The sequence below is a fragment of the Algoriphagus sp. genome, assembly GCF_024305035.1.
Classification (GTDB): Bacteria; Bacteroidota; Bacteroidia; order Cytophagales; family Cyclobacteriaceae; genus Algoriphagus.
Window position 1 is genome coordinate 39,022 of sequence record NZ_JAMWZB010000002.1, and the last position, 6,285, is coordinate 45,306.

5 protein-coding genes and 1 tRNA gene are annotated in these 6,285 nt (G+C 38.6%); 2 read left to right on the forward strand and 4 right to left on the reverse strand.

Translation table 11 applies throughout. From position 1 onward, the window contains the following. Positions 1-173 precede the first annotated feature (173 nt). Complete coding sequence (locus Q0L00_RS01230) at positions 174-878, reverse strand: hypothetical protein (RefSeq protein ID WP_297335038.1); 705 nt, start codon at positions 876-878, stop codon at positions 174-176. Positions 879-1,649: 771 nt separating this feature from the next. After that, positions 1,650-1,723: transfer RNA gene (locus Q0L00_RS01235), tRNA-Pro, on the reverse strand. 276 nt (positions 1,724-1,999) lie between these two features. Here Q0L00_RS01235 and bla point away from each other — a divergent pair. Further along, on the forward strand, positions 2,000-2,725 hold the full coding sequence (gene bla, locus Q0L00_RS01240; protein ID WP_297335039.1) for a subclass B1 metallo-beta-lactamase: 726 nt from the start codon (positions 2,000-2,002) through the stop codon (positions 2,723-2,725). Between the two features lie 701 nt (positions 2,726-3,426). Next, positions 3,427-4,170: a flavodoxin family protein gene (locus tag Q0L00_RS01245; protein WP_297335040.1), complete on the forward strand. Its 744-nt coding sequence runs from the start codon at positions 3,427-3,429 to the stop codon at positions 4,168-4,170. 287 nt (positions 4,171-4,457) lie between these two features. Here Q0L00_RS01245 and Q0L00_RS01250 read toward each other — a convergent pair whose 3' ends face one another. Further along, a complete protein-coding gene (locus Q0L00_RS01250) occupies positions 4,458-5,243 on the reverse strand; it encodes a LytTR family DNA-binding domain-containing protein (protein ID WP_297335041.1) in 786 nt (261 codons plus the stop codon). After that, positions 5,240-6,285 (reverse strand): sensor histidine kinase (locus tag Q0L00_RS01255; protein WP_297335042.1); only part of this gene is annotated, 1,046 nt, incomplete at its 5' end. The genes Q0L00_RS01250 and Q0L00_RS01255, both read right to left, overlap by 4 nt.

Here is a 6,285-nt window from a genome sequence, read left to right on the forward strand (position 1 = left end):
AAACTAAAAGGCCATGAATACTCAAATGTTCTGGTAAATTTTTTAGAGGGAAAGTCCAGAAATTCCTCATCGCTTACATCATATTTGGAGTAGAATTCCTGATGAAGGGGAGTATTGACAATCTCCTTATAAGCTAAGATTAAGTCATCTATAAGTTTTTTGCATAATTTTTCCTAACTGGTATTGGAGAAAAAAGTGTAGAAATAGACTTTGTTTTGGTCCCAGAAATAGGAATTCCTTTCAGGGTTGCGGTCAACGGATTGGGCCTTAAGAGCAATATAAATCAGTTGAGATTCTCGCTCGAAATTCGAGTAGTTTTCAGGAATCGCTAAGTCCCCGAAGCCTTCCTCTACACCTTGGTATTGAAAACCAAAAGGAATTGAAAAGACCGCAGAAAAATTCGTTCTTTCAAAATCTGCCAACTTCGGTTCAAAATCAAATGCTATTTCAAAGATCTTTTTCCAATAAGGAGACTCATATTCCTGTTTTTGTAATTGATTAATGATTTCATCTCGTAAAGTGATTTGAAAGGATTTAGGATCATTTCTCTGCCGAGTGGCATCCAGTAGAAAAATCTCGTAACCAAATGGTGCATTTCTATAATCTTGAAAATGCCTAAAAGCAGTGAGCTCGTTTTTGATGATTTCATGCTCCGGCAAATCCTGGCAATCAATGATTTCAATGGTCCCATAGTTAACTTCCCTTTTTTGAAAAGCAACAAACTCTTTAAAAAGCAAAAAAACAGATCCTGCTAAAAATAACAGCGAAAGGAATTGAAAAGACCTCACCAGGGGCTTTCGATTAGAAAAAGCCAAGACTAAGATGGCCAGTGCGGCGAGTATAGCAGAAGTTATCACTATTTGAAGCAAAAAAATCATAGTCTATCCATTTAAGAATTTAGAGTTTTTGTGGTTAAAATTTGGAGCTGAATGAGATTTCTCTTCCCCAGATGTTTAGCCAAGCCAATAGTTTGATGTTAGGGTTGAAGAGGAAAAGTAGCATTGATTTGTTGCACATTGCTGTAAGAAAAAGTCCTCCTTTCCCAAATTTTGACTGAATACCTTCCATTTGGATTGATCTTCTAAATTTTAAAAAAGGTCTCAAGAATATTAATTTTCTTGAAAACTGAATTTCGCAAGACCAATCTTGGTAATTTTTTAGCTAGGTAAAATAGCTAGTTCATATCCGTATTGTCTAATTGTATTTTTGTAAAAAGTGAATTGATTTTCGTTTTGTTGAAAATTGGGGACAAGGGTGTTTGACTAAGTTGGAAGAGCTTTTAATGACTAGTGAACCCCAAATTAAGCTTCAAGGCTGCTATTTTGGGAAAGAAACCGGTATTTGCTTCCAATTTTTCAATAAGTGCTCCTTAACGGACTAATTTTATAGATTGTTTTTGGGCTTGCTTTAATCAATAAAACAACACGGTGCTCTTTTAAAAGATTATTTCATTCAAAATCTCTTTCAATCCTAAGAGGCATAGCCTCATTTACATCAATATTCCTTATTTAACTTCGAATACCAAAATTAGCTTTCACCGAATGAGGCACATTTTTTTAATATTTTTTTTAAGCTAAAGTCTAAAAAAATAAAAAAGCCTATAAATCAATAGATTTACAGGCTTTTGATTTCCCTTGAAACAGGTTTCGTCGGGGTGGCAGGATTCGAACCTACGACCTCCTCGTCCCAAACGAGGCGCGATACCGGGCTACGCTACACCCCGAACTTAGTTTTTTTGATCTTGCTTCAGATCACGATTTAACATTCGGTATGCTAAATCGGAATGCAAATGTATGGAATAAATTGATTTATTATTGAATTGAGATTTTAAAAATTTATTTTTCTTCAGTCTCACACAATCCCACCGATTGGCTTGTTTTTTGGTTTTAATTTTTTTCCATATTGCTGAAGTCATGAAATGCCTAGAAGAATAATTCTCATACAGGGGGATGATTATGCCAGGTATTCTATGTGACCTTTGAAAATCAATGATAGACACATGAAATTCAGTTACCTCGCATTTTTCTTTCTTTATCTGTCCTGTACTGCTTCATTGGCCCAAGAAGTAATGGTTGAAGATGAGCGCTTAAAAATTCTTCGGCTTAGTGAGCATACTTTTCAGCACATTACCTATTTACAAACAGATTCCTTTGGCAAAGTTCCCTGTAATGGAATGATCGTGGTAAATGAGGGAAAAGCATTGGTGGTGGATTCTCCGGCAGAGGAAGAGGATGCGGATAGTTTGCTTAAATGGCTTACAACAGAAATGGGACTTGAAGTATCTGGGGTAATCGCCACCCATTTTCATGAGGATTGCTTGGGAGGCTTGGAAGCTTTTCATCGCCAACAAATTCCATCCTATGGATCTAAATTGACCATTTCTCTTGCAAAAGAGAGCGGTTTTTCTTCCCCAAAGTTGGGTTTTGATCGCTTGTTGAGTTTGAAATTGGGAAGCTTAGAGGTGAGCACTCAGTTTTTCGGGAAAGGCCATACTCAAGATAATATCGTGTGCTTTGTGGAAGAAGATCAGGTCCTTTTTGGAGGTTGTTTGGTTAAAGAGTTGGGTGCAGGAAAAGGAAATCTGGCCGATGCTGATACGCTTTCTTGGACAACCACCATTCAGCGTCTGATCAACGCCTATCCTAAAATTGAAATCGTAGTACCCGGGCATGGTGAAAGTGGAGATCAAAAGTTGTTGGACTATACTGCCGAATTATTCAGATGAATGCCTTGAACTTTTGTTAAGTGGGTAAAAATAAAAAATAGCTGCGTTTCGAATTTTGGTAATCTTTACTAATTGTCACTGGCATGCTTTCAATTATCTTAGCCTTTACGCTACTTTTTGTTTCCCATGTCGAAAAAAGCAAAACCCTGAGTCGGTAATTTTAAGATTGTTTCGTTTGAGCAGTTGAACCATCAGCAATCCTCAAAACTCCGGGTATTTAATTTTTAAGCCACTTCGTGTATCCCTTTTATCCAAGAAATGATTAGTTGTTAAAAGGAGTTCAGCTGACATAACTTTTACGTTCCTTTCTGTTAAGACAAAAGTCAGCAAGTCATCCAAGCCTATGGAGAGACCCGGTTTCCTCATTTCGATGTGCTATACAAGTAAAATGGCAAGTTTTTAGGCAAATACCTCAGGACAATCGGTAGTAGTGAGTAAGATGTCTTCCTAGTCATGGAGACAGTGCATGCAGGAAGAATGGGAAATGAGAAGGAATCATCTTTACCAAAGCCCTAAATTGTACAATGAATTGGGCCAACTAAGTCACGGGTTTTACAGCAGGGCTGGAAAGTGTCTCGGTTTAGGATGCTTTTTTTAGTAACTTAAGCTTGAGCCGGTAAAGAGGAGTTCTCTTCAACCGGATGAAATACAATCGAGTAGTTTAGTGTATCTGATTTTCTTTTTTAACCCAATCACTTCCCATGAAATTCAAACTCAACCAACTCCAAGACCAATGGAATAAATCCAATCCGTATGATTTTTCTGATCTAAAAGCAGTGTTGATTAATTGTACGCTCAAGAAGTCCCCAGAACAATCTCATACGGAGGGCTTATTGACCATGGCTAAAACGATCATGCAGGCTAATGGGGTGAACACCGAATTGATTCGAGCGGTCGACCATGAAATAGCCTACGGCGTTTACCCGAATATGAAAGAACATGGCTGGGAATACGATGAGTGGCCTGAAATTCAAGAAAAAGTAATGGCTGCAAATATCCTGGTTATCGGAACTCCCATTTGGCTCGGTGAAAAATCATCCATTGCCACCAAAGTTATTGAGCGCCTCTATGGGTATTCGGGTCAACTAAACCAGTATGGTCAATACGCCTATTATGGAAAGGTCGGAGGGTGTTTGATTACCGGCAATGAAGATGGAATCAAGCACTGTGCGATGAATTTGCTTTACAGCTTGCAGCATTTGGGGTATAGCGTTCCACCGCAGGCTGATGCTGGCTGGATAGGGGAGGCAGGACCTGGACCGAGTTATTTAGATGAAGGAAGTGGAGGGATTGAAAATGATTTTACTACGCGCAATACCACTTTTATGACTTGGAATTTGATGCATTTAGCTTACCTGCTAAAAAATGGCTTTCCCCGCCATGGAAACAATCGAAAAGAATGGGATGAAAGTGACCACGATCATCCCAATCCTGAATACCGCTAAATTGGGAGGTTCAATAATAAGCCGTTGTCTGGCCATGATAGCTAGCTTTCAAGTGAGAAGTATCCTAAAGCGATAAGTATTAAAGCAGCAAAACCCATTTTTAAATCAACTAGAAATTCCCAAACGGAAGATTTTTCAAAAACTTACCATCAGCTCCCTTTTACCTTTCCCTAGGGTTAAATTAGGGCGTACTTTCCGGATAATCGGAACCGATGATTGCCTCTTGCTTGGCTTATTTGAGGTTTTACCCGTAAAGTCTAGTAGAAATCCTCACTGAAAGAATCAAACTAGCCATGTTTACCGAGTAGCCACTTCTTAAATACAGCACTCCGTTCTTTGCTGATCGGAATGGTGGGAAGTGAGGAAATTTTCAGCTCCACTTCCAGGCCTTTGAAGTTGGATTTAAGTTGTTTTACCGAATCGATTCTGATAATAGATTGGCGGTTTGCACGAAAAAAATAGCTAGGGTCCAAAGTCTTGTCCAATTCATCCAAACTCTGAAAATCTGTCAACAGCCGTTTGCCCTCTGTAGTGATCACATAAATCAGTTCTTCTTTGATAAAGGCTGCGATTTCTTCATCGCTTACTGGGATCAGGCTCTGTTGGAAGGTTGCCAAAATCCGTTTCAAGTAGAGGCTACCGGTTTTGCTTTGCCTGATACTTTCTGTCATATCTGGAAGGGTATAAGATGCCCTACGTTTTCCGAGCTTTTCCAATGCGGATTTTAATTCTGATTTTTCGATAGGCTTGAGTAAAAAATCCACACTATTTACTTCAAAAGCACGAATGGCATAGTGATCAAATGCCGTGGTGAAAATCACCGGACAGGGAGGTTCAAATCGACGAAAAATATCAAAACTGATTCCGTCGGACAGTTGAATATCTGCAAAAATCAAATCGGGAATTTGGGATTGCTCAAACCAATGAATGGCCTTTTTTACACTGGAAAGGACAGGAAGCATCTCAGCACTGGGAATGAGGTCCAAAACATGTTTTTTTAATCCATCTGCCACTAAAGGCTCGTCCTCTAAAATCAGAATTTTCGGTCGATGGGTATAAAAATAAGTACTCATAATTCTTGTGTTTTAGCTGAAATAAGGGGGATAAATACAGAAAAATAGGTTTGATTTTCTTCGATTTTAATGGGTAAGTCGGTCAAAAAACTATACAGTTTCTTCACTTGCCTCAAACCCATTTGATTGGAATCACCCACTTGAACTTTTGGATTTTTATTGTTTCGAACGCAAAGGTATTGACCTTGCGTTTGAAGTTGGATTTTTAAGGTTTGATCCGAGTCGATGACATTGTGCTTGATGCAATTCTCCAGTAGAACCTGAAGGCTGACTGGTGCAATGCACTTGGACAACTGATCTTGTTGAATTTCCATGGTGATTTCAATACCTGCTTTGAATCTGGTTTCCAAAAGGAAAATAAAATGACCGATAAAATCCAATTCCTCCCGTAAACTGACCAGGTTTTTTTCTTCATGCTGAAGAACATAACGATAAACTTTGGAAAGGTTGGTCACAAACTCTGAGGCAAGTCTGGGGTCGTCATAAATTAGGCTGTGGAGTGAGCTGAGTGAATTAAATAAAAAATGAGGGTTTAGTTGATTTTTCAGGTTATCAAACTGAACCTGGGTTTTTTCTTTTTCCAGCCGATTGGCTTTCAAGAGGCTTTTTTTCCACTCATCAAAAAAGTATTTTCCAAAAAACACGCTATTGATTAAAAAGGACATAATTGTGAACGTGGCGTAGGTTGTCATGCTGAATAGAGTGCTAAGAGAGCCTTCCAAGTAGTTGCCGGCAAAAAGGAAAAGGATCCTATTGACAATCAACATGAAAATAGCTCCGAGAATCAGCTGAATAGCGATACGAAGGATCACTCCTTTCGAAAAAGGAAGTTTTCGATTCAACAATGCATTCATTCCTTTAAAAAACTCCCAAGTAACAACCATGAAAAGGAAAGAAATGGGGATGACTTCCAAGGGGAAATCCCCTTTTAATTCCAATTTATCCCAAAGCGAATACCGAACCAGAGAGCTAATCGCGGTGATGATCAAAATGATCCCATATTCTAACCAAAATGTCTTTCTTAATTTCATGTGTTTATCAT

Coding starts and splice junctions, on each gene's coding strand:
- Q0L00_RS01230 (WP_297335038.1), bottom strand. CDS start 878: ATGATTTTTTTGCTTCAAATAGTGATAACTTCTGCTATACTCGCCGCA.
- bla (WP_297335039.1), top strand. CDS start 2,000: ATGAAATTCAGTTACCTCGCATTTTTCTTTCTTTATCTGTCCTGTACT.
- Q0L00_RS01245 (WP_297335040.1), top strand. CDS start 3,427: ATGAAATTCAAACTCAACCAACTCCAAGACCAATGGAATAAATCCAAT.
- Q0L00_RS01250 (WP_297335041.1), bottom strand. CDS start 5,243: ATGAGTACTTATTTTTATACCCATCGACCGAAAATTCTGATTTTAGAG.